Here is a 23,746-nt window from a genome sequence, read left to right as displayed (position 1 = left end):
CTAAATTTCAACACACACAATCTCTGTGTAAAACAAGACCGTGGCTTTACAGCCACGGTCTTTATTATTTGCTTCATCTATCGGATAGCCGACAAACAGGTTTTACTTTCCTGCCTGTACAGACTTGATTGCTGTGAACATTCCACCCATCATTGCATCTAGGAAGTCAACATTGTTGTTGATATCTGTTGTCCACTCACCCTTATCGTTCTTTGTACAATTGATAGTAACTGTCTTCTTATAGGACTTATCCTTTACGTTATTTAGATTCTGGAACATCAGATTGTAAACATAATCCTTAACATCTGTCGATGTTGTAATCTTTCCGCTCTTAGCGTCAGATACTACGGTATCATAAGTAGTCTTGTAAGCTGCACCGAAGTCGTATGTCTTAATCTCAACCTTTACAGTTGCTTTCTTACCACTAACCTTTTCGTCCTTTACTTCATAATCGAAGTCCTGAACCTTCTTGATGAACTTGTTATACTCTTTTCCATACTTCTGTTCTAGAGTTTTGTCATTAAATAGCTTAGAAACATTAGAAGAAGTCTTCTCAGTCTTAATCTGTTTTAGATTATCTTCAACAACGTTCTTTGGTGACTTTCCGCCACAAGCTGTTAGCGCAAACATAACTAACACAAGCATGCTCACAATAAGTAGTGTCTTTTTCTTCATTATAGTTCTCCCTTTCGTTACTATTTTATCGCCTTTCGGCACTCTCCATTAAACACTGTTATACCGTACTTGTCAAGTGCGGATAATAATACTGATGCGAATTTCCTTGAGATTTCAAGTTTATCGCGGTACTCTGCCAAAGTAAATCCTTCTGGCTTTTCAGTTCCCAGTTCACGCCCAGCAGCAACTGCCACATCCCACGCATTGGTATCAATGTAGTAGCTTGCATCGAGTTTAAAGATTTCCCCTTGTGATGCTAGTTCAGTTTGAATGGCACTAGCGATATTCTTATCACCGACGAATTCATATATATATTCATTTTTAATCGTCTCAACTCCAGCTTTATCATACATTTTTTTAATCTCGTCCATCAGAGCAAGCTGTTCATTTGAGAACTCAACCTTGAAACCTGCAAGCGATATTGTCTTCTCCTTGTCCTCGAGCATCCCCGAATCTAAGAACTTAGAAATAATCGCTTGCCCCAACTTATCGTCCTCAATATGGTGATACTCTTTGATCCTGCTGAGTAGCTCTCTCTTAGGGATTCCATCTACCATAGGATTCTGGCTATGATACTCTTCGATTATTTTTGAAACAGTATCTTCGAGTATTTTTAGTTTCTCTTCACTTACGATAGAGCCGTCTGCTAGTATTATCACCTTACCTTTATCATCAAGCGATTGGACCGCTTGTTTTATTTCAGCAGCCGTGAGTCCAAGCTCATGCCCAAGCTCATGCTCTTTGTAATACTTCCATTTCCCGGCCTTTAGGTGAATGATGTCTTCTATATCGCCGGCAGCAAGAACCCGAAAGTCAGCTAAGACATCGTCGCGGTTTCTCTTATGCTTCTCTGGATTTGCATCAAGCACTCTGCCGCCACCCACCGTGATAACTGGCGAGTAGAATCTGATGATAAACTTATCTCCTCTCCTTACAGCTACTGGTTCTTCGAGCCTTAGCTGCACAGATGCCTTATCTCCGCTCATCATAACATCGCGGTCCATTATAATAACCTTCGCTATAACTTCCGTACTACCAGTATAGAAGTGAACTCTGCTGTTATTTAGTATTTGTCTGTCACTGCTCTTAAAAACGCTCATCTCCACATCGAGCATATTGGTTACCGTAACTGCACCTGATGCAGCTAGCACAGAGCCTCTAGTCACATTTTCCTTCTTGATACCAGATAGATTCACTGCCGTTCGCTGTCCAGCAAATGCTTCATCAGTATCGTTACCATACGTCTGTATACCTCTCACCTTTACTGGTATATCGTCAGGGTATATGTTCATCTCATCATTGAGTTTTAATACACCATCCACAAGAGTTCCAGTTACTACGGTTCCAAATCCCTGCATTGAGAAAACTCTATCTATTGGAAGCCTGAATAGCTCCGGCTCCTCGTGCCTCTTCGACTCACGGTCGCACTTCTTTATTATTTCTTCTTTTAGAACACCAATGTTCTCTCCGGTCTTGGAAGAAACTGCTATCAAGGGTTTCCCCTCAAGAAAAGAGCCCTTAAAATATTCCTTTACATCCTCGACCAGCATCCCAAGCCACTCCTCATCTACCATATCCTTTTTGGTGATGGTTATGATACCATCATTGATGCCGAGCGCTTGCAATATTTCAAAGTGTTCTTTAGTCTGAGGCATGATACCCTCATCTGCCGCAACTACGAATAACACGAAGTCAATCCCACCGATTCCAGCAAGCATGTTTTTGATAAACTTCTCATGACCTGGAACATCAATCACTCCGATATTATATCCCGCATCATTATCTATGTGCGCAAACCCAAGTTCGATGGTGATTCCACGCTTTTTCTCTTCGGATAGTCTATCTGTATCAATCCCAGATAGGGCTTTAATCAGCTGCGTCTTGCCGTGGTCGACGTGACCAGCTGTACCAATAATTACATTCTTCATCTATTCCACTTCCCTTAGTGCTGCTGCGATATCATCGAGCTCCCGTTCAAGCACAGTTCTAACTGAGAACAGCAGCTCATCCTCATGAATCCTTGCGATTACAGGAATTTCATGCTTTCTGAGCAATCTCTCGAGCCACTTTGTCGTCACCTCAGCAGATGTTACAGCTACTGCAACACCTGGTAAGAATACCATTGGCGCAGAACCACCGCCAATCTGATCATCTGCATCAACAATTTTTACATTGAGCTTGCTATTTGCCGTGCGAATCTTGTCAGCTAACCTCATAGCCTTTTCGAGCAGAACTTCCCTGGATGTCGTAATCATACGGAGCACTGGGATATCACGCATAGCAACTTTTGTATCCCTATATTTCTTTAGCGTCTCTTCCATCGCTGCAAAAGTCATCTTATCCACTCTAAGTGCACGTGCCAAAGGATGTTTCTTCATCTTCTCGATATACTTTCGCTTTCCAGCGATAATCCCAGCCTGCGGACCACCTAGTAGCTTATCACCACTGAACAGTATGACATCAATTCCCGTATCTAGCGACGCAGGAACATTAGGCTCATCTAGCCCGTACTCAGCGAGGTTCACCATGAGCCCATTACCCATATCGAAGATTACCGGAAGGTCATGCTCCTTACCAATAGCTACTAGTTCATCTAGTTCAGCCTCTTCAGTGAAGCCCATAATCTTGTAGTTGCTAGTGTGAATCTTCATGAGTGCGCCAGTGTTTTCATTGATTGCCTTTTCGTAATCACTAGGCTTAGTCTTGTTGGTGGTTCCAACTTCATGCAGGGTCGCACCACTCTGCTCCATGATGTCAGGAATTCTAAAAGCTCCACCGATTTCAACAAGTTCACCTCTCGATACCACGACCTCGTGTCCTTCCGCCATAGCAGACAGCACAAGCATCGTAGCGGATGCGTTATTATTGACGATCATGACATCCTCAGCACCCGTAAGTTCAACCATAAGATCTTGTAAAATATCATGCCTTGACCCACGCTTTCCGAGCTTCACATCGTATTCGAGATTCGAATATCCTCGCGAAACCATCTCTACATTGTGTACCGCATCCTCACAGAGTGGTGCTCTGCCGAGGTTTGTATGCAGAATAGTTCCAGTAGCGTTGATAATTCCGTGCAGATGATTCACTTCGTCCGCCTCTAGTCTATCCTTAATCTCATCAACGATGCGCGAGATGCTTAGTTTCTTTATATCATAATGCTCTAGCTCATTATCGCCTAGGGCAAGAATCTTAGCACGCACCTCATCTATAACCTTCCTAGTCACAGATGTTACAACATCTCTTCCACTCTTTTCGAAGGCATTAGAAAAGAGGTGCTCTTTAAGCACCTCATCTATCTTAGGAATCTGTCGTAAAACTTCATTTTTTTTCATATTATCTATTACTCCCATGCAAGCTTAAATGGCGGGAGTGCGTGGGAATCGAACCCACCCGAGAAGGTATCAGCTCCTCATATCGGTTTTGAAGACCGTAAGGCACACCAGCACCTATCCACCCCCAAGTTACATACTTTGTCATTATATCATCAAAGTTATTGTCTATCAACAGATAGTTGAGTGTATACGTTCTCTTCACAAATACCGTAGCAGGAATTAACGTATTTAATCATAAAACATTAATACGGCACCGCATTTATATAAATAAACACGCCATCAACTATATAACAGCTTTATGATATAATAAAATTCAACACTAATTTCTAATAGTATAAACATTATCTCATGGGAGGCTTTTGATGATTTATCTAGATAACGGTGCAACTTCCTTCCCAAAACCACAGGAAGTCGCTGATGCAGTCTATGAATATATGACTAAGGTCGGAAGCAATATCAACCGAGGTGGTTACGAAAAAGCTTATTCGGCCGCCGAAGTAGTTCTCGAGACCAGAGAGATGATTGACTTGATGATGAATGGATATGGTGCGCGCAATGCAATATTTACGCCTGGCAACACCTATGCACTCAACTTTTTGATAAAGGGATTGGCTCGTAAAGGAGATAAATTCCTCACCAGCCACATGGAGCACAATGCAGTCTATAGACCGCTACACCAACTCCAGGAAGAGGGAGTAATTCAGTATGAATGTATGCCTTGCAACGATTTGGGACAGCTCGAGCTCGCTAAAGCTCTAGAAATGATTACTCCAGATATCAAGGCTGTAATCATGCTTCACGCTTCAAACGTGAGTGGCACCATACTCCCCATCGAAGAGATTGGAAGAAAATGTCACGAGGAAGGCGTAATCTTCATCGTAGATGCGGCACAAACTGCAGGAAACACTCCGATTGATATGCAGAAGTGCCATATTGACGGACTTACTGTTCCAGGTCACAAGTCACTTCTCGGACCACAAGGAATTGGCGCTATGCTTATCAATCCCGAAATAAAAGATGACATCATTCCTGTAATTTCAGGTGGAACCGGAAGTCACTCGGATATGGCTGATATGCCTTCTGAACTTCCAGATAGATTTGAAAGTGGCACTCTTAATTTACCTGGTATCTATGGTCTTCATGCAGCGCTTAAGTGGTTACAGAAGCATTTTGATGAAGTCCATGATCACGAGAAAGCCCTTACCGCTAGGATGCTGGAGGGACTTGCTAATATAAAAGGAGTAAGGCTTGTCGGACTGCCTACTATCGAAGGAAGAGTGAGCGTAGTCTCTATCGATTTTGCAGGGGATGATAATGGTATATGTGCCTTTAACCTTGAACATACGTACGGCATCAATACGAGAGTTGGTCTTCACTGCGCACCACTTGCACACGAGTCACTACATACGTTCCCAGAAGGAACTGTTAGATTCTCAATCGGGCCATTCAATACAGAGGAAGAAATCGATGTAGCACTTAGGGCTATCGAAGAAATTGCTGAAACAAGCAATCTATAGATATTTTGCAATGCGCTTTGATTATTAACGCATCATGATTTAACTAAATTCAATAATAGAAAGAGGAAAAGGATAATGAGCGATAAAGAAAAGAAATCTTGCTGTGCCATACCTATGGCACTGGAAGATGTAAAACTTACAGAGATGACTGCCGCTGGCGGATGAGGTGCTAAGGTAGGACCGGGAGTCCTAAGCGATATATTGTCTAAGCTACCTAAAATTCGTGATGAGAGAGTTCTGGTTGGATTCGATAGCAGCGATGATGCTTGCGTGTACAAAGCTAGTGATGATCTCGCTATCATCAACAGCATCGACTTCTTCCCACCAATTGTCGATGATCCGTATATGTTTGGACAGATTGCCGCGGCAAACTCACTTAGTGATATCTACGCGATGGGCGGAACACCCAAGCTGGCGATGAACCTACTCACTTTCCCAGAAAAGCTTCCAATAACCGCTGTTGAAGCTATTCTTGAAGGCGGAAACGATAAGGTGAACGAAGCTGGTGCTATGACGACTGGCGGACACAGTATAAACGACAAAGAGCCAAAGTATGGACTTAGTGTAACTGGTTTTGCTCATCCTGACGACATTTTGAGCAACAGTGCTTCTGAAGGTGACTACCTTGTAATAACCAAGAAAATAGGTTCTGGGGTGCTCACCAGTGCCGAAAAGGTAAACCTTTTAAGTGAAACGGAGAGCAAAGCGCTAAGCGAAACTATGGCCGAGCTTAACAGGTATGCTTTTGAGGCAACTGCAGGCGTGAAGGTTGACGGATGCACAGACATAACCGGATTCGGACTACTTGGTCATGGGGCAGAGATGGCAAAGTCCGGAGATGTGACCCTTGAGATCTTTACAGAAAGAGTTCCTCTCATGGATAGAGTGCTTGATTTCGCTTCGCAGGGAATTCTTCCTGGAGGCGCTCACAACAATATGGCATATTTAGAGAAGGATGTAATGGACTACAGTGTAGGATTAAAACAAGCTCAGATTGATATGCTGTACGATCCGCAGACTTCAGGTGGACTGCTCCTCGCAGTTAAGGAACCTGAGCTTGAGAGACTTCAGTATCAGCTCGGAGAGAAGGGCTGCGAAAACGCAGTGATTGGAAGGTTCAAGAAGCATACATCACATTATATTGAAATCTTGAACAAGTAAACTATATTACTATCTATCAACTTTTGGAAACTTTGACAACAAAACTCTACATAAAATAATAGCAGGAAGCGAATTATATCGTCTTCCTGCTTTTTTACAATTTATTTTAATTAACTAGCCTTCAAAGCATCCTACTTGTGGTTCTCTGCATTCTCAAGCACGAACTTCCTAAAGGCCTCTGCAACCGGCGAAAGAAATACATTCTTAAGAGTAATCATATAGAAGCTACGAAGTTTGTCAAAGCCATCAATCTTGAGAACCTTAAATTCGTCTGACCTTACTACCTTATTAACGGTTTTCTCGGAAAGTATCGATGCACCAACGTTATTTGCAACAAGGCGCATAATCATGTTAAGGTCATTAGTTCTAGAAATCACTCTAAAGTTATTCTTATCAAAACCCTTAGATGCAACCGTATCCTCGAAGGACTTACGAGTTGCAGAACCGTTTTCTCTCCAGATAAGTGGGAGCTTCGACATCTCTTCTAGAGTAATTATATCCTTATCAGTTTCATACGACCCTGGAACTAGCAGTACTGGGCGGTCATGGAAGATTTCATGAACTTCAATGCCTGGCTCAGCAACGTACTCGCCTACAAATCCGATTTCACCACGTCTCTCAAGAAGGCTTTCAACAGTTGCCTTACTGTCATTCATCTCAATATAGAACTGAGTGAAAGGATGGGCACCTGTAAACTTGCGGATAATCTCAGGTAGAAATGCGATCCCTGGTACTGTCGAAGTCTGGAGTTCCAAAACTCCATCCAGGTTATCATCGCCATTATCAAGCGCTTCAATAGCCTGCGCTCTCGCATTTACCATCTCGACAGCATACTGATAGAACTTCTGACCATGAGGTGTCATCTCAACAGTCCTGCCCTTTCTGTCGAGCAACTTTGTGTTGAGTTCCTTCTCAAGCGAACTGATATGAGTACTGATTGTTGGCTGGGTAAAGAATGTCGCATCTGCCGCACGACTAAAGCTCTTAAACCTAACAACATTTACAAAAGCTTCAATTTGCTTAAAATCCATCTTTCCTCCACTAACCCTTAATCAAAAAGGAGCGCCTCGCTAATGAAACACTCCTGTTAGCTACTGTAAATACTATATTATTTGTAATTTCGTGTCAAATAAACAGCATTATGTATGGGTTTGCTATTGAAAAATTCTATTCTACACCGATAAGATTAGCTTTTTTTATACCTTCTGTCTCCCTCATGTCGAGTATGAGCTGCTCAAGACCGCATGTTGCATCATCCATATTAAGAGCTATCATGATAGTCGCAATGTTACTTACAGGTGGACTCTGGTTGATAGTCCATATGCTGTACGAATGACTAGCAATCACGCGAATCAGCTTCTCTAGCACACCTGTTTCATGGCGTAGCTGCATAGAGATAATCGCTCTCTTGCTCGTCTTCTTGGCGCTGAGTTCCATCACGTAATCCTTATATTTGTAATACGTACTACGTGAAATCCCCACTGTACGCACCGCTTCGCTTATATCCTGGACCTCTCCTTCTGCAAGCAGCCTGCTAGCCTCAACAACCTTCTCAAAGTATTCAGGAAGAATTTTCTTATCTACTATTAGATACCTGCTATCCACCTTCTACTCCTTGCCTTCACTAGCATACTCCACAACTTTATCCTTCATCTCGTCAACGTCGATAATGTCCTTATGCTTAACTTCTCTCTCAAATATTGCACGAAGCGGACTTGGGATTTCGGTTCCTGTAAGCTCCGATAGTCTCTCCATATCAGCTCTATCGTCTCCTGATGCATCCTCTCCAAGTGCCGCGAGTACAGCACTCGTAAACTTGTATGGTGAAGCAGTTGATAGAACCACATTCTTTGTTTGTATCCCACCATCTCTCAGATACTTGTCTGATGCAGCCCATGCAATTGCAGTATGCGTATCCATGACGTAGCTTGCATCCTTGAACAGTCTGCCGATAGCAGCTGAACCCTCTTCATCCGAGCATGCATAGCCTACAAAATCACTCTTAATCTTAGATAGTTCATCCTCGCTTATCTGATACTCTCCAGTTTCAGCAAGAGACTTCATGTACTCCTTAGTCTTATCGGCACCACACACGAAAAATAGTAGCCTCTCAAGGTTACTTGATACGAGAATGTCCATAGACGGTGATGAGGTCTTGTAAAATTCCCTCTTCTTATTGTAATGACCCGTCTCGAGGAATTCTGTAAGAACATCGTTCTTGTTAGAAGCGCAAATCAGTTTTCCAACTGGAAGCCCCATCTGTTTAGCGAGGTATCCAGCCATGATATCTCCGAAATTACCGGTCGGAACTGTATAATCGACTGCGTCATCTAGCTTAATCTCTCCCTCATCCATTAGACTCTTATAAGCTGCGAAGTAATATACCACCTGCGGAACTAGCCTTCCTATATTGATGGAGTTAGCGCTCGACAGCGAAACGCCTTCGCAAGGTCTCGGAATCTCCTGGAATAATCTCTTAACCCCTGTCTGAGCATCGTCGAAGTTTCCTCTCACTCCGAACGCCTTGGTATTAGCGCCTGATTGAGTTACCATCTGAAGACGCTGAGTCTCAGATATGCCCTTATCCGGATAGAATACTGCTATTCTAATCCTTGGAACATCTGAAAATCCATGAAGTGCAGCGCTGCCCGTATCTCCGCTAGTAGCTGTCAGTATTAGAATCTCATCCTTAAAATCATTGAGCTTTGCTGCCTCTGACATTAGGTTAGGAAGCGCAGAGAGCGCAACATCCTTAAACGCACAAGTGGGCCCACAGAAGAGTTCTAGTATATATCTACCATCTACGCTTACTAGAGGAGTAATTTCTTCTGCTGTGAACTTATCCTTGTAGCTTCTCGTGACGATAGAATCTATCAGCTCTTCTCCATAGTCGGGGAAGAACTTTTTAAACACCTTCTTGGCCATGCCGCGGTAGTCCTCGGCTATTACCTCTTTATAATCTAGCTTTAGTTCGGCTAAATCTTCTGGAACGTAAAGACCTCCGTCATTGGCAAGTCCATAAAGTACCGCCTGCGACGAAGAAACCTTGTGATTCACATCTCTTGTGCTTATATAATTCAACATTTTATCTCTCTTTTCTGTTGCGTATTTTGTGTTTTTATGATACATTATTCCTCATAGGAATACAAGTGTTTTTCATACAAGGACACTTCGTGCAAAGCCCAGGACATAGAGAGAATCAAGAGAGAGGATTAAAGAGTATATAAATATGAAGATTGCAATTCTCGGATACGGAGTAGTCGGAAGCGGTGCATACGAGGTCGCACAGACTGCTTATAATATAGAAGTAAAACGCGTTCTCTACAAGAGATCGATAGATGAGCTCGGAGATGTAGTGACTACCGAGTACGAAGATATTTTGAAGGATGAGGAGATTGAGCTAGTTGTAGAGTGCATCGGAGGTCTTCACCCAGCATATGAGTATGTATCCGCTGCTCTTAAAAGTGGTAAGCATGTAGTAACACCTAACAAGAACCTGGTTGCTGCATACTGGGATGAGTTGCATGAACTCGCTAATGAGAACGGAGCTGAATTCCGCTACACAGCATCTGCAGGTGGAGGTATACCGTGGCTTTTCAATCTAAGGCGTCAGTCTAGAAGCGACGAGATACTGTCTATAAGCGGAATCGTTAATGGCACATGCAATTACATTTTGGATACTATGCATAACGAGCCAGTTGATTTCACAGAGGTTCTTGCAAAGGCGCAGGATCTCGGCTATGCGGAGAAGGACCCGACTGCAGATATTGGAGGTTTTGATACACAGCGCAAGTGCGTGATTTCAGCGAACCTCGCCTTTGGCACAAGTATTTCCGAAGGAGATGTACCTGTGTTCGGAATTCAGAATATCACAGCTGGAGACATCAAGTATTTTAATGAACACGGATACACTTGTAAGCTGCTCATGAATGCAGGTCAGACCGAGGCTGGTGCTTACGCATACGTTGAGCCTACCCTTGTTGGCAGAGGCGCACTTGAGTCCAGCGTTCCAGCGAATAACAACCTCATCAGCCTGACGGGTAATCACATCGGAACACTCAGTTTCTACGGACAAGGTGCTGGCAAGTACCCTACCGGAACTTCAGTGATTCAGGATGTGCTGGATATTGAAAACGGCTGGAAATTCTCAGGTAATAGAGAGAAGAAAGATATCTCAATAGATAACAGCCTTGAAGCTCATAGATATTACGTAAGGGAAAACGGTTCATGCAAGATTATCGAGCCACTAAGCGTTGCCGAGGCGCACAGATTAGCCTCCGAGAGCAGTGACGAGCATTTCTTCATGGCAGGAATAAGGGAGTAAATATATACTGATGATTAAAGTTGCAAAGTTTGGCGGCTCATCGCTCAGTGATGGTGCGCAGTTTGCCAAAGTAAAAAATATAATTGAACAGGACCCTAGTCGCAGAGTGGTAGTGGTTTCGGCACCAGGTCGCCGCACTTCGGACGATAACAAGGTAACAGACCTTCTATACCTAGTGAAAGCACACATCAAGTACGATGTATCTTATGACAGTATATTTGAGATGGTTGAGCAACGCTATATGGATATCCGCTCTGAATGCGGCCTGTCACTTGACCTTGATCAGGAGTTTGAGATTATAAGAGGTAAGCTCAACAAGAATATCTCCATGGACTACCTAGCATCGAGGGGTGAATTCCTCAACGCTAAGCTTATGGCTGAATATCTGGGATACCAGTTTGTGGACTCCGCAGACCTCATCAGCTTCAAGTACAACGGCGATGTAGACACGGAGAAGACAGGGCAGAACTTCAAAGAAATCTTCGATGTTTATAACAAAATCGTAATTCCGGGATTCTACGGAAGCCTTCCAAATGGTGATATCAAAGTGTTTTCCCGAGGAGGCTCCGACGTATCAGGGGCAATCGCAGCGGCTTCACTCGACGCAGATGTATACGAGAACTGGACCGATGTCAGCGGCATCCTGATGGTAGATCCTCGCATAGTTGAAAATCCAAAGAGTATCGCTCGCGTGACTTACGCAGAGCTCAGAGAGTTATCTTACATGGGAGCTGCAGTTCTTCACGAAGATACAGTGTTCCCCGTACGAGCTAAGGACATTCCGCTCAATATCAGAAACACTAATGAACCTGAAAATCCTGGAACGATTATCCGCGAGAGCTTCGGTGAAGAGAGTCCTGAAGAGAGTAATAGATTCATCACCGGGATTACCGGCAAGCGTGATTTCTCCCTGATCAAGATAGCAAAGGGCAATATTGGCGAGAATCTAAATACGCTTCGTAAGGTTCTCAATATCTGCGAACAGCACGATGTTCCCATCTCTCAGATTCCAAGCGGTGTTGACAGCTTCTCGATCATCACGCCATCATCTAAGCTCGAACAGTGCAAGTACGATGTGCTTGCAGCCATCAAGAAAGAATGTGGAATCGATGCTGAAATCGATCAAGGCATCAGCATGATTGCTATCGTAGGTAGACAGATGGCATATAAGACTGGAATCTCAGGCAAGCTGTTCGGAGCACTCGGTGATAACAAAATCAATATTCGAATCATCGAGCAATGTGCAGATGAGATCAATATAATGATCGGCGTGTTTAACGAGGATTTTGAAAAAGCAATTCGCGTACTCTATGAGAGCTTCGCAAAATAAAAATGAAAGGGGTTTGGGATCAGATTGATTCCAGTAGATAGGATATGAAAGAATACAGATTAGGAATACTCGGTGCTTCGGGTGCCGTTGGACAGGAGATGCTCAAGGTGCTTCAAGAAAAGGATTTCCCTCTATCAGAGCTCAGACTGCTCGCAAGCAAGAGAAGTGCAGGCAAAGAAGTCGTTACCGAGAAGTACGGAACAGTCGTGATTCAGGAGGCAACCGATGATGCATTTGCAGGCCTTGACTTCGTGCTAGGTGCTGCGGAAAACGATATTTCAATTAGATTTACCGATGCAATTAAGTCCTCAGGGGCTACATATATTGATAATTCCAGTGCATATAGACTCGACGATAATGTGCCTCTAGTTGTTCCAGAGATCAATCCAGAGGACGCTTTTAAGCACAATGGAATTATTGCAAATCCAAACTGCTCGACTATAATCACATTAGTAGCTATAAACGCAATCAATAAGCTATCCCCTATCAAGGGACTCTATGCTTCAACATACCAGGCTGTGAGCGGAGCTGGTGCAGGCGGACCGATTGAATTATTCGAACAGACTAAGCAGATTATTGCTGGAGAGAGTAGCTCCATAGAGCCGAAGGTATTCCAGCACCAGATTGCATTTAACCTCATCCCGCAAATCGGTGGTTTCGGCGAGAACCTCTACACTTCCGAGGAGATGAAGCTTCAGAACGAAGGTCGCAAGATCCTTCACCTTCCTGAGCTAAAAGTATCTTGCACGTGCGTGAGAGTTCCTGTTGAGCGTTCGCACTCAATCTCTGCAAATGTCATTACAGAAAAGAGATTAGAGCTAGATGATGTAAGGAAGGCTATCGCAGAGGCTGAGGGCTGTAAGCTAGTAGATGACCTTGAATCACAGAGCTACCCAATGCCAATTGATACTAGCGACCAGGATATCGTATTTGTTGGACGCATCAGGCGTGACCTCGTATGCGAGAACGGAATCAACCTATGGTGCGCTGGCGACCAGGTTCGCAAGGGAGCTGCAACAAACGCAGTGCAGATTGCTGAGCTGCTAATCAACGCATAGATTGCTTGTCATGCTACAAGACACCATATATCAATAAACAATAGGCAGGAGGTCAGCGGTATACCGTGTGTCCTCCTGTTTTATTTGAAACTCTAAATATCAAAAGACCTATGGCAACGCCATAGGTCCTTAATTGTATCTATGCTTCTTCAGACATCGTCTCTTTCTTGCGGAGCTTTTCAGCCTTTTCTTCATCGATAATCTTCTGAGTTTCAACGAATCTCTTTATCTTCTGGGTACTTGTCTTCTCCATCGGCTCATCAGTTGTGTAGACTCTCTTGATTCTCTTGTATGAAGGAAGTTTGTCATTTATTTTCTCAACATCAGCCTTTACTATCGCATTGATCTCTTCAGATGTCTTGCCATCAAAATCCTCTGGATTGTATACGAGTTTGAGTGTAACCACGAGGTCACGCTCATCCTCAGCATTTGGAATACCTACGATAATCGCTTCTTCTTTATACGGAAGTACATTTAACTCCTGCTCTATTTCCTCGGGAAAAACATTCTTACCATTCATAAGCACTATTACATTTTTCTTACGTCCTGTGATGTAATAGTATCCGTCCTTATCTCTATATCCGAGGTCACCTGTGTGGAACCAACCATCGTAAATGCACTCGTTTGTCGCCTCTTCATTCTCGTAGTAACCGAGCATGATATTCTCTCCGCGGGCGACTATCTCCCCGATGCCGTTCTCATCTGGTTCGTAGACATCCATACCAACACCTTCAATTGGAATTCCGACCGAACCAGGTCTTCTATACGCAGGTCTTTCTGCAGAGAGTACTGGAGAAGTCTCTGTTAGGCCGTAGCCCTGTAGACATATAACGCCGAAGTCATTCCAGCCCTTGATGCACTCTGGGTCAGCTGCTGCCGCCCCTAGGATTACCATACGAAGTTTGCCACCGAAAGCCTCGAGAACTCCCTTAAATACAGTTCTTCTGATATCTATATGTGCCTTTCCAAGCACCCTTACGACCCTCCCCATGGCTTTGAGCCTGCCATAAAGGCCTTCCTTCTCTGCCTTCTTAAGAATACGACTGTACATAGTCTCGATGAGAAGCGGTACTCCTACGAAGATAGAAACTCCATATTCTTTGAAGTTCTGCTGGATATACTTAAGTCCATCGCAGAATACGGTCGATGCACCTGCAGCGAACATAATAATCTGGCATGTTAGGCCGAAGGTGTGGTGATACGGCAGAAGTGATATGTTAACATCGGTATCATAAATCGGTTCAGACGCGATTGTATTAACAACATTTGAAGCCACGTTGCGGTGCGAAAGCATTACAATCTTGGACTGTGATGTAGTTCCAGATGTAAATATCATGAATGACATAGCATCTGGATTGATAACAACATCATCATACCTGTTAGAATTCCCATCAACGAGTTCCTTACCTTCTACTTTAAGGTCATAGATATCAGTTTTGTCAGCAACCTTGAAAAACGGAAATGCAGCCTTGATACGAGTCTTGCCACTAGAAATCGCCTTAGCAACAGCGTCAGCTTCCTTCTCATCATAGAAGATAACCTCTGCTTCACTACGAACGAGCGAGCTTTCAAACTCATCGTACTTTAGCTCTTTGTCTAGCGGGACAGTTATATTGCCTGTTAACAAAGTCGCCATGTTGGCGAGATACCAGTTGTAGCTATTCTTACCAATGATAACGATCCTAGTATTCGAGAAGCCTCTACATAGCAGCGCCTCTCCTAGACATCTAATCTCCTCATAGTATCTGCTGTAGGAAATATCGCGATACTCTCCATCACCCTGCTTGAGCGTAAATGCCTTGTTAGCTCCGTACTTGCTAACAGCATCCTCCATTATCTCTCTAATATTCTCCAAATTTACCTCCATCTATCTATCAGATTATCACTTGTCTCTTACAAAAACACCGTCCACCAAAAGTCACTAGAGCGTGGTATCCCGGCACGCCGAAGAACCCCAATTTACAAAAAAATTATAATATAGTTTTGAAAACTATATTATTTAGTATTATAATCTAAGTATATGCTGTATGATACTCCATTTAGCACGATTTAGCAATATTTAATTTAATTTTTATGCAGGTATAAATGTGCAAAAGGTTGAAAAATACAAGTTATTAGAAATTTGAAGCTCGCGGCGAGCTGTGTTACCATCATATATGGAAGTATAACTGGAAGGAACTTATGGAACAGAGAGAAACGATGCAGGACAGCACAAGGCTTCACCTCCCGCGCTGGGATGAGCTGCCTGATATATCGCTATATATGGATCAGGTGCTATCGCTGATAAATCCTCATTTTCAGGACACATACGGTGATAGCTATCTGCTGACTAGCACTATGGTTAATAATTACGTTAAACTTGGGGTTATCCCCCCTCCTATAAAGCGGCGGTACGGCAAGGAGGCTATTTCACGGCTTTTCGTAATTGTCACGCTCAAGTCTATATTTAACGTGCAAGAGATTGCAGAGCTGATTTCAGCTATCGATGATGACAATAGCCTAGGATATGAGATTTCCGAATCTTATGACCTATACTGCAGTACACTTGAAGCTGCAATCGATTCGACTTGTGCAGATAGCATCTCTCATACCAAACCTGCCCAGGATTATTTTAGAGTGATCGAAGACGTTGCAACAGCTGCAGCTTATCAGTTAATAGTGAAGCGCAGGCTGAAGCTGAGACGAGAAAGAAAAGAAGAAAGGAAGAAATTATGATATATAAGCCAGAAGGTGTCTGTGCCCAGCTCCTAAACCTTGATGTTGAGGACGACATAGTCAAATCAGTTGAATTTATAGGTGGGTGTGCCGGAAATGCCCAGGGACTAGCCAGTCTAGTAAAAGGAATGCCAGTCGATGATGTAATTGAAAGACTCGAGGGTATAAAATGCGGGTTCAAAGATACATCATGTCCGGACCAGCTTTCCAAAGCGCTAAAGCAGTACAAAAACGAGCAGCAGTAAATGCTGCCGTTTTTTGTATTAAATTGTTTTTTCTACCCCCCCATTTACACTGATCAGTTTATATGGTAATTATAGGTTATAAGCAGTTAACGCCTCTATAATTAAAAGTGCACTTTAAGCACTGGAGGTAGACATTATGAAGAAGTCAAAAGCGTTAGCTATAGCGATTGCTATTGTTTTAGCTCTACCTGTACTTTCAATTTATGGTAGCACTAAGCTTGGACATTCAAACGAACATGACGCTAAGCCTGAACAGTACCATGGAGTTTATTACAGAAATACGTTAATAAGAAAATACAAACATTACAGCTCCTATAAACGCTCATCTAGCAATGTAAAGAGTGCTGTAGATGGCACCCCAATTACACCGGATAGATTTGTGACTTTTCGTGCATACGTAACTGGTGATACTCTTGGTTACCGTGTGAAGAAGAACGCATCTATTAATAACGGTTTTGCAAACCTAAATGCCGTTGATGCGCTTAATAAGCGTATGACTGGTAATATACCATATACGCCTTTATTTATTAATGACATTAATAATAAAGCAACTGATTCAGTCGTGCTAAATGGTGAAAAAGGCAAGGTGCAGCATCTCGGGTTCAGAGCTGTCTATACGGCCGAAGAATACGAGGTGAAGGTGTTCGAACAGAAGACTGGAAAACTCATAGGCTTGAGTCACTACAAGCTGTATCGACCAGTTTACGGGGAATTTGCTCTGCTTGATGATGGGCAGTAGTATAACCTTATAATTAAATGCTTTGGATACGATAAGAGGGATGGCGTAGCCACCCCTCTTTTACTGCATTAACGCTACTTTTATTATATTACATATTATGAATTTACTTGGAGTTCTCTTTAGCTGCCACGATATACGGAACTGCTACAAAGAGCACGCCACCTATCATATTTCCAAGCGACACTACTCCGAGATTATACCAGTATCCACCGACAGTAACAGCTTCATTCCCGCCGTTATTAATAAGTGCAAGAGATAGAACTGTTAAGATGTTCGAATGCGAGAAGTATAATTTTAGAAATAAAATATGTGGTAGGTAGCGTGGACCTGCCACATGTTTATCTAATATGCTTAGCTAGTTTAGATATCAGTGCTTTTCTTTTGCACAAACAAACTTGGAATATATTACACTAATCAATAAAAATGCTTCAAAGCTATTCATCGTTATCCCCCTTGCCTTAACCATACCTTATTGCTATAATCAATGCAGCCAACGAAGCTATCAAATTGATAGTTGCAGTGATGAGGTTAAGTATTTCAGCCTTGTTGCTGCTTTTTTATTTATCGTCTAACATTATTATAAGCCTAATTTGACAATAAAAATTAGAAAATGAAAAAACTTCTTAATTTCGATGCTAATTAATATATTCAGTTTTAAAAAACAGGTAGCACATAAAGTGCTACCTGTTTTTTTGTGGCGGAGAGAGGGGGATTTGAACCCCCGCACGGGAGTTACCCGCCTGCTGGTATTCGAAGCCAGTCCCTTCAGCCTCTTGGGTACCTCTCCACAAATATATACCTTGGAGACTAGCGACCAACGAGGATCAAAAGCCTCAACCAGAAACTAAGCCCAAGCGGGGCGGAAGCTTCTGCAAGATACCGCGAAGGTCATTATAGCATAGCCGCATGGTGTACGCAAGTAGTTGCAAGCGACGTAACGACACGCTGAGAAGCTTAGCAACATCCGTACTGAACAATGTCTCGCTATTCATAAAATAGCAAAACGCGCCACGTGGACGCGCTTTATCATCTATATAGATATAAATTTAAACATCATTTATACAAATTAGGCCGTATCGCAGTTGGTAATTAGCAATATGTTAAGCAAACAGTCATGTCTACTTAGACCTGCCCATATCATGCTTTCCAATAGGCATTACAGTTTTCTTTCTGCGCCTTTTCAATAGGCAAGCAATCATAAATAGAACAACTAGAACTGGACCTAATACCATTGCACCCAGATTAGATATATATGCCTCTGATGTTATCCAGCCCTTGCTTACACTCTGTTTCACTACGAGCGGTGCGTCAGACACATACTTGTCATCGACATATACCTTTGCAACCGCCACCTGATCTCCCTTCTTGAGCGGAGCCTTAACGGACCAGTCGCGCTTTATTTTTACAGTTATCTTTGCACGATCACCCTTCTCAGTATATGCGTAAGCCGTCTCACTTGCGTAGGCATCGACTACGGTGCTCTTGCCGCCGCGGACTAGAACCTTTGTGACCTTCTTGCCTTTTGCAACAGGCTTGTTCACCTTTAGATATTTGTATGCATATTCAAAAATTGCTTTTGCATCCTTCGGGCGGTTTTCCTTATCATCACCAAACAGTACTAGTAGCATCTTCAGATCTTTCTTATCATAAGCGAGCACAATCGAGGCTTCACCGTCCCAGAAACCAGTCTTGCCAGCAACTACACCGGAGTTTTTGGTGTTGATCAGGTCAGTATGAGACTTCATAACACGCGCTTCACTTAGATTCGTCGCACCCATCTCGTATTTCTTAGTGCTTGCGAACCTGTATACCTGCTTGTTTTGAAGTGCCGCTCTAGCAATCTTCATATAATCACTGGCTGTAGTATAATGATTTTCTTCCTTCACTCCATTTGGATTTACAAAATTAGTATCCTTACAGCCTAGCGTCTTTGCTTCATCGTTCATCATCTTAACGAATTCATCGACATTACCATTTGACACGACCTCTGCAAGGCTATATGCGGCATCGTTTCCTGACAAGATCATGAGCCCGTATAGAAGCTGTCTGACCGTTACAACTTCCCCCTCTTTGAGCTCCATTGAGGAACCACCGAGAGCAGCTGCTTCCTTTGATACCGTAACTTTCTGATCAAGATTTTTGACATGTTTAATTACCAGTAGCGCTGTCATCAGCTTCGTGGTGCTAAATGGAGCTACGCGTTCATCCTTATTCTTCGAAAACACCACAGTATTCGTATTCTCGCTGTATAAAACAGCACTCTTTGCATTTATCTCAGGTTCATGAACCTTCTTTGCTTTGTTTGATTTCTTAGATGATTCCGATTGCTTCGATGATTTAGCGCAGCTTTCATAGCTAGCACCATATGAAAATACGTACAGCAAATCAGTGCTGAAGACAATAGTTATGCACAACACCGTTAAAATAGCTATTTTAAAACTCTTCTTGAGATTATCCCAAGCTTCCATCTCTAATCTCCAATCAAGATTTTCCTTTATAATATGAATCGCATCGTTGCACCTTCAACCAGTTCGTTATAACTATCAGCTAAACCTGAAGATACGGCACCAGCACGCGCATCGCACGATCCTTAATCTCTATCGTAATTTCGTCAGTCTCTGTTATCTCACCATCTACGACAAACTTCATGTGCCCATTTCTAGGAACGATGTTGATTTTCCTTCCCTGCTTGAATTCAGTAATCTTCTCTATTCCCTTTATCTCATCAAGCTTTCCTTTTGAAAACTTAGGTAAGACCTTAAGCACAGTACGCCTTGGAATCTTATGCACAACTAATACATCTAGAAGTCCATCATCGAGCTTCGCCTTCGGGCTGATTTCAATTCCACCACCGCAAAATCTACCGTTTCCAATAGTGCACATCATTAGTGGACCCTTGAAAAGCTGTTCTCCATCTATAGTAACCTGTAGATTCTGGCCCGACTTCTCGATTAGATTCAGAAAAATCGAAATCCCGTATGATAACGATCCGCCTATAAATGTCTTTTTATTTAAATAACTCGCCAGTATCGCAACGTTTCCATCAAATCCGATATTAAACGCATTAAGTCCAATTCTGTTATAGTCCTCTCCGTCTCTCCTGTATGAAAACGACATAACATCAACGACTTCTTCCTCAGCCAAAAGCTGTGACATGATATCCTTATAATTCGTAGCTCTAGAACCTCCAAAGTTACGGATAAGGTCATTTCCACTGCCAATCGGAACAATGCCTAGTGCAGCATTTACATGACCATATACACCATTTGCAACTTCATTTACAGTACCATCTCCACCGCATGCATAGATTCTGACTTCTTCACCATCACGCTCTGCTGCGGTCGCTACCTTATCAGCGATATGCGTCGCAGAACTCGGTCCAGTCGTATAATGTAGCTCAATATCGAACTCAGAATCTAGAGCCGCCGCACTTATGTCTTTGCACAGCTTGTCTACTTTCTTGCCGTTTCCCGCAATCGGATTTATGATAAAAGCATATTTCATTGATAAATGTCCCTCATTTAATTTATCCCTATATTTCTTTCTCACCATCGTAAATGAGCTTCGGTCTAGCACCAAGGTAGTCTAGTGAAACGAGTTTATAGTCTATACCCCCATGCTCCCCCTTGATGCCATTAGCCCATGCAACCATGCCGTGTAGGTGACCATAGATACACTGGGTAACACCGTATTCCTGCATAATTCTGGTAAATTCCGTCTCTTCCACCTTAGCTGGGGGGTAATGCATCGCCACGATAATTCTCGATGCGCCCTTTTTCTTCGCTTCGCCCAGACTATTTCTAAGTCTGCCCTGCTCGCGCAAATACATCTTTTCATCATGCTCGCTATACGAAATAACGTCATGCGTCGGCCAACCACGAGAGCCACAGATTGCAAGATCTAGTGGCTCTACATAGTAGCAATCATTTTGCAGAAAATGCATGTCGTCGTAAAGTGTCCTCAGGTACTGAATTCTGCACCACCATAGATCATGATTTCCGCGCAGCAGTACCTTCTGTCCCGGTAGCTCATGAATCCAGTCCAAATCAGCCATAGCCTCGTCCAGCTTCAGCCCCCACGATATATCACCTGCAATTATTACAATGTCATCATCCGTAACTAGCTCGGTCCAAGCGACTTTAACTCGCTCTGCATGGTCTCCCCATCCAGGTCCAAAGACGTCCATCGGCTTGTCTATTCTCTCATCAAAGGAAAGATGAAGATCCGCAATGGCGTATATTTTCATACTTATTCCTCTTCGCCTTCAATATTATTAACTCTCTGAAGCACCCTCTTCATCTGACGCATGCGCACGCCTGCCATCTCATCGATATCATCACTAGCTTGTTTTAAGTGTCCTTGCGACTTGGCTAGGACCAACTCAAATCTCTCAAATTCCTTCTGAACAGCGTGCAGTAGCTCCCATACCTCGCTGCTCTTCTTCTCTATCGCTAAAGTGTTGAAGCCCATCTGAAGGCTATTAAGAAGCGCTGCCATCGTGGTTGGCCCGGCAATAGTTACCTTGTACTTCCTCTGTAGTGGCTCGATAAGGCCAGCATTAATCGCTTCAGAATACAGACCTTCGAACGGAAGGAAGAGTATCGCAAAATCCGTCGTAATCGGCGGATTGATATACTTCGAGTTGATGTCTTTAGCTTCACTCTCAATCCTATTAACGAGTTTCTTTTTAGCTTCAGCGATAGTTTCCTTCTCACCCAGGTCATACGCCTCAAGTAGCGCGTTATAAGTATCTCCAGGAAATTTCGCATCGATAGGGAGAAAAACATCGTGGTCATCCGCTCCAGGAAGTCTAATCGCAAACTCGACATTCTCCCTGCTGTTCTCCTTAAGCCTTGCGTTCTTAACGTAGTGGTTTGGTGGTAGCATCTGCTCCAGGATCGAACCCAGCTGCACTTCGCCGAGGATACCGCGAGTCTTTACGTTAGACAGAATCTTTCTAAGGTCGCCAACTCCCTGTGCGACTGACTGCATCTCCCCGAGCCCCCGATACACTTGCTCTAGTCTCTCGTTCACTAAGCCAAAAGACTTCGTGAGCCTTGTATCCAAAGTCGTCTGCAGTTTCTCATCCACCGTATGGCGTATGTTCTCAATCTGAGTGTTGTTCTCCGCACGAAGCCTTGCCATGCTGTCATTAAGCTCCTTGAGCCTCAAATCCTGATGCTCGGACATCGTCATCTGACTCTTAGCAATTGCATCGCCGTACGCCTTAAAATACGTGTCCATTCGCTCCTCATTTCCCTTCGTGCGCATCAGAACGAGGACGCTCATGAGCATCGATCCCAGACACATAATTAATAACAATATCATAATAATATTCATATATTTGTTGTTTACCCTTACGCTTTAACCTTCCAGCTACGCATCTCCGAGATTACTTTGTAGATAACACCGCTAGTATAGCCTCTATTTTCGAGCTTTCTCGCAATCGATGCTATCTTGCGTTCATCAAGATATTCTGTTTCGTCACTAGCTGAAGTCTCAAAGAGCATGTTTTCCACCGATTCTCCGTATCCGTTCGCTACGTCTGAGCCATAAATGCTCCCTATTGCAATCCGTCTAGCATTTGCAATCTCATCTATGCCCGCTTCGTACTTATAATCTTCTAAAGCATCATCGGCAGTAAGAGCATCGACACCCTTCTGCTCAAGTTCACGCTTCGCTCTCATACCGCCCCTAAGCTTCTCAAAAGAATTCCTATAGAAAGCAAGCGCATACTTATAGTCGTCTATATAGTGGTGAGCTTTAAGGTCATCGATTGCGCCCTCTATCTCAGAATCTTCATATTCCTTCTCCTTGAGGTGCTGACGCATTTCCTGCTCAGTCCTCATGCGGTGTGAGAGGTATCTCATAGCCTCATCACCGACACCATATTTCTTGCCCATATACTCATATACTCCTATAGGTGTATTTATATGATACGCCCTAATGCGGACGCACCTTTGCTACGAATATTACCCAAGCCTATACATCGAGTCTTATTACCTGTAACTCCTCAGTTCCTGCAAATGCAGAATCATCTCTTACCGCAGCTGCTGCGTGCAGAAGTTCAGATTTCTTGTGATGCGCATCACTAGATATAGTTTCCGCATTATCACCGCCACTTATTTCAGAGTCTATTGAAATATCATAGATGCGCCACTCAGAGTCTCCATATACAGCGTTTTTCCCCATAGTGCTCGGAGCATCGTAGAAGACAGAACCTCCTACAGCCTTGATTAATGCCTCTCTCCTAGACCATATACGGAAGAACTCACCTACTCCTAGTCTATTTACACTCTCCTGTTCATCTTCCTGATAGAACTTTGCGGCAATCTTCTCGAGTTTTGTTTTTCTATTATACTGTATATCGAGTCCACATGGTGCATCTGAAAATATGATTGCCCAAGTATTCTCACTATGAGAGATAGAGTAGTCTGGAACACCAGTTATGCTTGGCTTTCCATTCTTATTGAGTTCGATATTATCCGCTATATATCTTCGTAACTCTTCATCTACAAGATCAGCTATTTCTGGATTAACATCTAGACGAGGTTCTCTCTCAACAAGCTTTCTGATGCTCTTTGCTAGAAGGTCTCTGCTTTGCTCAGAATTTCTCTTGTATTCATTTGTGTAGAATAAATACATTG

At 43.2% G+C, this 23,746-nt stretch carries 21 protein-coding genes, 2 tRNA genes and 1 pseudogene; 8 read left to right on the top strand and 16 right to left on the bottom strand.

What is annotated here, in order from left to right; translation table 11 throughout:
• Positions 1 to 102: 102 nt before the first annotated feature.
• The 4 genes from QU661_RS01935 to QU661_RS01920 all read right to left on the bottom strand — a co-directional run bounded on the left by QU661_RS01935 (position 103) and on the right by QU661_RS01920 (position 4,136).
• The gene (locus QU661_RS01935; protein ID WP_304990083.1) at positions 103 to 675 is read right to left on the bottom strand and encodes a peptidylprolyl isomerase PrsA family protein; all 573 of its coding nucleotides are present in this window, start codon (positions 673 to 675) and stop codon (positions 103 to 105) included.
• A 20-nt stretch (positions 676 to 695) separates the two neighbouring features.
• Positions 696 to 2,603 carry a selenocysteine-specific translation elongation factor gene (gene selB / locus QU661_RS01930; protein WP_304990082.1) on the bottom strand — a complete coding sequence of 636 codons (1,908 nt, stop codon included), beginning with the start codon at positions 2,601 to 2,603 and terminating at the stop codon, positions 696 to 698.
• Positions 2,604 to 4,010 (bottom strand): L-seryl-tRNA(Sec) selenium transferase, encoded by a 1,407-nt coding sequence (selA, locus tag QU661_RS01925; RefSeq protein ID WP_304990081.1) that lies wholly within the window; start codon positions 4,008 to 4,010, stop codon positions 2,604 to 2,606.
• 29 nt (positions 4,011 to 4,039) lie between these two features.
• Positions 4,040 to 4,136, bottom strand: a tRNA-Sec gene (locus tag QU661_RS01920).
• 236 nt (positions 4,137 to 4,372) lie between these two features.
• Here QU661_RS01920 and QU661_RS01915 point away from each other — a divergent pair.
• Together QU661_RS01915 and selD are read left to right on the top strand one after the other, a co-directional pair.
• Positions 4,373 to 5,527 carry an aminotransferase class V-fold PLP-dependent enzyme gene (locus QU661_RS01915; protein ID WP_304990080.1) on the top strand — a complete coding sequence of 385 codons (1,155 nt, stop codon included), beginning with the start codon at positions 4,373 to 4,375 and terminating at the stop codon, positions 5,525 to 5,527.
• 168 nt (positions 5,528 to 5,695) lie between these two features.
• A pseudogene (gene selD / locus QU661_RS01910) lies at positions 5,696 to 6,688 on the top strand (selenide, water dikinase SelD); the annotation flags it as partial.
• Positions 6,689 to 6,819: 131 nt separating this feature from the next.
• Here the strand turns inward: selD and QU661_RS01905 are convergent.
• From QU661_RS01905 to thrC, 3 genes are all read right to left on the bottom strand, one after another.
• The gene (locus QU661_RS01905) at positions 6,820 to 7,719 is read right to left on the bottom strand and encodes a selenium metabolism-associated LysR family transcriptional regulator (protein WP_304990078.1); all 900 of its coding nucleotides are present in this window, start codon (positions 7,717 to 7,719) and stop codon (positions 6,820 to 6,822) included.
• 136 nt (positions 7,720 to 7,855) lie between these two features.
• A complete protein-coding gene (locus QU661_RS01900; RefSeq protein WP_304990077.1) occupies positions 7,856 to 8,293 on the bottom strand; it encodes an ACT domain-containing protein in 438 nt (145 codons plus the stop codon).
• A gap of 3 nt (positions 8,294 to 8,296) precedes the next feature.
• Positions 8,297 to 9,772 (bottom strand): threonine synthase, encoded by a 1,476-nt coding sequence (gene thrC, locus QU661_RS01895; protein ID WP_304990076.1) that lies wholly within the window; start codon positions 9,770 to 9,772, stop codon positions 8,297 to 8,299.
• A gap of 145 nt (positions 9,773 to 9,917) precedes the next feature.
• On the opposite strand from thrC, the gene QU661_RS01890 reads away from it, so the two are divergent.
• Genes QU661_RS01890 through QU661_RS01880 form a run of 3 tightly spaced genes read left to right on the top strand, consistent with a single transcriptional unit; the run spans position 9,918 to position 13,400 of the window.
• The gene (locus tag QU661_RS01890) at positions 9,918 to 11,012 is read left to right on the top strand and encodes a homoserine dehydrogenase (protein WP_304990075.1); all 1,095 of its coding nucleotides are present in this window, start codon (positions 9,918 to 9,920) and stop codon (positions 11,010 to 11,012) included.
• Between the two features lie 10 nt (positions 11,013 to 11,022).
• Complete coding sequence (locus QU661_RS01885; protein WP_304990074.1) at positions 11,023 to 12,342, top strand: aspartate kinase; 1,320 nt, start codon at positions 11,023 to 11,025, stop codon at positions 12,340 to 12,342.
• A 44-nt stretch (positions 12,343 to 12,386) separates the two neighbouring features.
• Entirely contained in the window at positions 12,387 to 13,400 is a 1,014-nt protein-coding gene (locus tag QU661_RS01880; RefSeq protein ID WP_304990073.1) for an aspartate-semialdehyde dehydrogenase, read from the top strand.
• Between the two features lie 139 nt (positions 13,401 to 13,539).
• Here QU661_RS01880 and QU661_RS01875 read toward each other — a convergent pair whose 3' ends face one another.
• Positions 13,540 to 15,255 (bottom strand): AMP-binding protein, encoded by a 1,716-nt coding sequence (locus QU661_RS01875; RefSeq protein WP_304990072.1) that lies wholly within the window; start codon positions 15,253 to 15,255, stop codon positions 13,540 to 13,542.
• A 326-nt stretch (positions 15,256 to 15,581) separates the two neighbouring features.
• Here QU661_RS01875 and QU661_RS01870 point away from each other — a divergent pair, with 326 nt between their 5' ends.
• The 3 genes from QU661_RS01870 (at position 15,582) to QU661_RS01860 (ending at position 17,099) form a co-directional block, all read left to right on the top strand.
• Positions 15,582 to 16,115: a DUF1836 domain-containing protein gene (locus QU661_RS01870; protein ID WP_304990071.1), complete on the top strand. Its 534-nt coding sequence runs from the start codon at positions 15,582 to 15,584 to the stop codon at positions 16,113 to 16,115.
• Complete coding sequence (locus tag QU661_RS01865; protein WP_304990070.1) at positions 16,112 to 16,360, top strand: TIGR03905 family TSCPD domain-containing protein; 249 nt, start codon at positions 16,112 to 16,114, stop codon at positions 16,358 to 16,360. The genes QU661_RS01870 and QU661_RS01865 overlap by 4 nt, the downstream gene beginning before the upstream one ends.
• A 136-nt stretch (positions 16,361 to 16,496) precedes the next feature.
• A complete protein-coding gene (locus QU661_RS01860; RefSeq protein ID WP_304990069.1) occupies positions 16,497 to 17,099 on the top strand; it encodes a hypothetical protein in 603 nt (200 codons plus the stop codon).
• 103 nt (positions 17,100 to 17,202) lie between these two features.
• Here the strand turns inward: QU661_RS01860 and QU661_RS01855 are convergent, their stop codons facing one another.
• From QU661_RS01855 to QU661_RS01820, 8 genes are all read right to left on the bottom strand, one after another.
• Positions 17,203 to 17,433, bottom strand: coding sequence for a hypothetical protein (locus QU661_RS01855; protein ID WP_304990068.1), 231 nt, complete (start codon positions 17,431 to 17,433; stop codon positions 17,203 to 17,205).
• 361 nt (positions 17,434 to 17,794) lie between these two features.
• Positions 17,795 to 17,886: transfer RNA gene (locus tag QU661_RS01850), tRNA-Ser, on the bottom strand.
• Between the two features lie 331 nt (positions 17,887 to 18,217).
• A complete protein-coding gene (locus QU661_RS01845; protein WP_304990067.1) occupies positions 18,218 to 19,567 on the bottom strand; it encodes a D-alanyl-D-alanine carboxypeptidase family protein in 1,350 nt (449 codons plus the stop codon).
• Positions 19,568 to 19,646: 79 nt separating this feature from the next.
• Complete coding sequence (locus QU661_RS01840; protein WP_304990066.1) at positions 19,647 to 20,603, bottom strand: diacylglycerol/lipid kinase family protein; 957 nt, start codon at positions 20,601 to 20,603, stop codon at positions 19,647 to 19,649.
• A gap of 28 nt (positions 20,604 to 20,631) precedes the next feature.
• Complete coding sequence (locus QU661_RS01835) at positions 20,632 to 21,345, bottom strand: metallophosphoesterase (RefSeq protein WP_304990065.1); 714 nt, start codon at positions 21,343 to 21,345, stop codon at positions 20,632 to 20,634.
• Positions 21,346 to 21,347: 2 nt separating this feature from the next.
• On the bottom strand, positions 21,348 to 22,343 hold the full coding sequence (locus tag QU661_RS01830) for a DNA recombination protein RmuC (RefSeq protein WP_304990064.1): 996 nt from the start codon (positions 22,341 to 22,343) through the stop codon (positions 21,348 to 21,350).
• A gap of 113 nt (positions 22,344 to 22,456) precedes the next feature.
• The gene (locus QU661_RS01825) at positions 22,457 to 23,002 is read right to left on the bottom strand and encodes a regulatory protein RecX (protein WP_304990063.1); all 546 of its coding nucleotides are present in this window, start codon (positions 23,000 to 23,002) and stop codon (positions 22,457 to 22,459) included.
• A 79-nt stretch (positions 23,003 to 23,081) separates the two neighbouring features.
• Positions 23,082 to 23,744 (bottom strand): 4'-phosphopantetheinyl transferase family protein, encoded by a 663-nt coding sequence (locus QU661_RS01820; RefSeq protein WP_304990062.1) that lies wholly within the window; start codon positions 23,742 to 23,744, stop codon positions 23,082 to 23,084.
• Positions 23,745 to 23,746: the final 2 nt, after the last annotated feature.

The organism is Mogibacterium neglectum (assembly GCF_030644205.1).
In the GTDB taxonomy this organism is placed as follows: Bacteria; Bacillota; Clostridia; order Peptostreptococcales; family Anaerovoracaceae; genus Mogibacterium; species Mogibacterium neglectum.
The sequence above is the reverse complement of the archived record's forward strand: the minus strand, read 5'-3'. Positions and strand labels throughout refer to the sequence as shown.

Coding starts and splice junctions, on each gene's coding strand:
- QU661_RS01935 (WP_304990083.1), bottom strand. CDS start 675: ATGAAGAAAAAGACACTACTTATTGTGAGCATGCTTGTGTTAGTTATG.
- selB (WP_304990082.1), bottom strand. CDS start 2,603: ATGAAGAATGTAATTATTGGTACAGCTGGTCACGTCGACCACGGCAAG.
- selA (WP_304990081.1), bottom strand. CDS start 4,010: ATGAAAAAAAATGAAGTTTTACGACAGATTCCTAAGATAGATGAGGTG.
- QU661_RS01915 (WP_304990080.1), top strand. CDS start 4,373: ATGATTTATCTAGATAACGGTGCAACTTCCTTCCCAAAACCACAGGAA.
- QU661_RS01905 (WP_304990078.1), bottom strand. CDS start 7,719: ATGGATTTTAAGCAAATTGAAGCTTTTGTAAATGTTGTTAGGTTTAAG.
- thrC (WP_304990076.1), bottom strand. CDS start 9,772: ATGTTGAATTATATAAGCACAAGAGATGTGAATCACAAGGTTTCTTCG.
- QU661_RS01890 (WP_304990075.1), top strand. CDS start 9,918: ATGAAGATTGCAATTCTCGGATACGGAGTAGTCGGAAGCGGTGCATAC.
- QU661_RS01885 (WP_304990074.1), top strand. CDS start 11,023: ATGATTAAAGTTGCAAAGTTTGGCGGCTCATCGCTCAGTGATGGTGCG.
- QU661_RS01880 (WP_304990073.1), top strand. CDS start 12,387: ATGAAAGAATACAGATTAGGAATACTCGGTGCTTCGGGTGCCGTTGGA.
- QU661_RS01870 (WP_304990071.1), top strand. CDS start 15,582: ATGGAACAGAGAGAAACGATGCAGGACAGCACAAGGCTTCACCTCCCG.
- QU661_RS01865 (WP_304990070.1), top strand. CDS start 16,112: ATGATATATAAGCCAGAAGGTGTCTGTGCCCAGCTCCTAAACCTTGAT.
- QU661_RS01860 (WP_304990069.1), top strand. CDS start 16,497: ATGAAGAAGTCAAAAGCGTTAGCTATAGCGATTGCTATTGTTTTAGCT.
- QU661_RS01845 (WP_304990067.1), bottom strand. CDS start 19,567: ATGGAAGCTTGGGATAATCTCAAGAAGAGTTTTAAAATAGCTATTTTA.
- QU661_RS01840 (WP_304990066.1), bottom strand. CDS start 20,603: ATGAAATATGCTTTTATCATAAATCCGATTGCGGGAAACGGCAAGAAA.
- QU661_RS01835 (WP_304990065.1), bottom strand. CDS start 21,345: ATGAAAATATACGCCATTGCGGATCTTCATCTTTCCTTTGATGAGAGA.
- QU661_RS01830 (WP_304990064.1), bottom strand. CDS start 22,343: ATGGACACGTATTTTAAGGCGTACGGCGATGCAATTGCTAAGAGTCAG.
- QU661_RS01825 (WP_304990063.1), bottom strand. CDS start 23,002: ATGGGCAAGAAATATGGTGTCGGTGATGAGGCTATGAGATACCTCTCA.
- QU661_RS01820 (WP_304990062.1), bottom strand. CDS start 23,744: ATGTATTTATTCTACACAAATGAATACAAGAGAAATTCTGAGCAAAGC.